Here is a 1,859-nt window from a genome sequence, read left to right on the forward strand (position 1 = left end):
TAATATCGTACAGATCCTGCCCTTGCTTCATTAAATTTAGATCAAAATCAGGCTTTATCTCAAAGAATTCCAAAACCTGATCGAGCATCTGTCTGTGCTGCGCCGTGACGCAAACCTTCACTTCAAATTCCGCGCGCTTTTGAAATTCCTTTATCAACAGAGCCATCTTAATGGCCTCTGGGCGCGTTCCAAATACTATTAAAATTTTTCTTTTCGTCATAAACTCCCCTAAATATCGGTTTTTTAACCAAATTTATCGCCGTAATTTTAATTAAATTTTGCTATATCGGCGCTTAACCAAATAAAATGACACCATTTACATTGCATATAGCTTTAAAATTTAGATCTAATTTATATTTTAGCTTTTAGTAGATACAAATCCTCTAACAGTTTTTATAATATACCCTATCTTCTCATCACTCATACCGGGATATACGCCGACCCAGAAACTATCCTTCATTATCTTATCGGTATTTTTTAACTCGCCTGAAATTTTATAATCGACTCCGAGTTTAAGGTCTGCAAATAGCGGATGCTTGATCATATTGCCTGCAAATAAATTTCTTGTTTGCACACCCGCCTTCTCTAGATGCTCGCTAAGCTCATTTCTACTAAATTTTGCCCCGTCCGCAACCGTCATCATAAAGCCGAACCAGCTAGGCTCAGAATGCGGCTGGGTTTTAACCAAAATGAGCTCCTTTATATCTTTTAACCCATCGTAAAGCTTTTTAAAATTCTGCCTACGACGCTGCACGAAACTAGGGAATTTCTCTATCTGCGCACAACCCACAGCAGCTTGCATATCGGAGGTTTTTAAATTAAATCCGAAGTGCGAATAAACGTATTTATGATCATATCCAAGCGGTAGCTCACCAAATTTCTGCGAAAAGCGCTTACCACAGGTATTATCCACGCCGCTCTCACACCAGCAGTCGCGCCCCCAATCGCGCATACTTAGCATAATTTTTTTAAGCAGCGGATTGTTTGTGTATGTAGCGCCGCCCTCACCCATCGTCATGTGGTGCGGCGGATAGAAGCTGCTAGTGCCTATATCTCCCCATGTGCCGGTCGGCTTACCCTCATACAGCGAGCCTAGCGCGTCGCAGTTATCCTCGATAAGCCACAAGCCGTGCTTATCGCAAAATTCCTTTACGACTTTTATATTAAAAGGATTTCCCAAAGTGTGAGCCACCATAACCGCTTTTGTTTTTAGGCTAAGCGCAAGCTCAAGCTTTGTGTGATCTATATTAAAATACTCAAGTTCCATATCGACAAAAACAGGAACGGCACCGTATTGCACGATAGGCGCAACCGTCGTAGGAAAGCCCGCCGCGACAGTTATGACTTCGTCGCCCTTTTTTATGCGGCGTTCTTTTAGAAGCGACGAAGTGAGCGCGAAAAACGCAAGCAGATTCGCGCTGCTTCCGCTATTTACCAAAAACGCCCATCTAACGCCAAGCATTTTGGCAAATTCCTTTTCAAATTTTTTAGAATATGCGCCGTATGTAAGCCAGAAATCAAGCGAGCTATCTACCAAATTTATCATCTCACGTTCGTCAAAAACCCTACCTGCGTAATTTACACGACTCTTGCCCGGCTCAAATTTAGCGTGCTGCGCCAGCTCATGAACCAATTTATAATACTCTTTCGTCTTTTCTAAAATTTCAGCTTTTAATTCCTGTGGCGTCATTTTTTACCTTTCCAAATTTCATTGATTTTTCTCAAATATGGGTCTTTTTTAATCGTCTCTAAATCTAAGTTGGCAAAATTTTGCTTAAAATATTTGCGAATTTTGCCGATCGCTTCTGAATGCGGCGTGAGCTTAAACCTGCCTCCCATCTCGGATTTTAACAGGCTAT

General features: G+C 41.5%; 2 protein-coding genes. Both read right to left on the reverse strand.

All coding sequences use genetic code 11. The annotated features are described in order from the left end of the window. A partial coding sequence (locus tag Q0257_RS08165; RefSeq protein WP_298023841.1) for a UDP-N-acetylglucosamine 2-epimerase occupies positions 1-220 on the reverse strand: 220 nt, incomplete at its 3' end. Between the two features lie 138 nt (positions 221-358). Further along, positions 359-1,690 (reverse strand): lipopolysaccharide biosynthesis protein RfbH, encoded by a 1,332-nt coding sequence (gene rfbH / locus Q0257_RS08170; RefSeq protein WP_298023844.1) that lies wholly within the window; start codon positions 1,688-1,690, stop codon positions 359-361. Between the last annotated feature and the right edge of the window lie 169 nt (positions 1,691-1,859).

Source organism: uncultured Campylobacter sp. (assembly GCF_938018035.1).
In the GTDB taxonomy this organism is placed as follows: domain Bacteria; phylum Campylobacterota; class Campylobacteria; order Campylobacterales; family Campylobacteraceae; genus Campylobacter_B.

Coding starts and splice junctions, on each gene's coding strand:
- rfbH (WP_298023844.1), bottom strand. CDS start 1,690: ATGACGCCACAGGAATTAAAAGCTGAAATTTTAGAAAAGACGAAAGAG.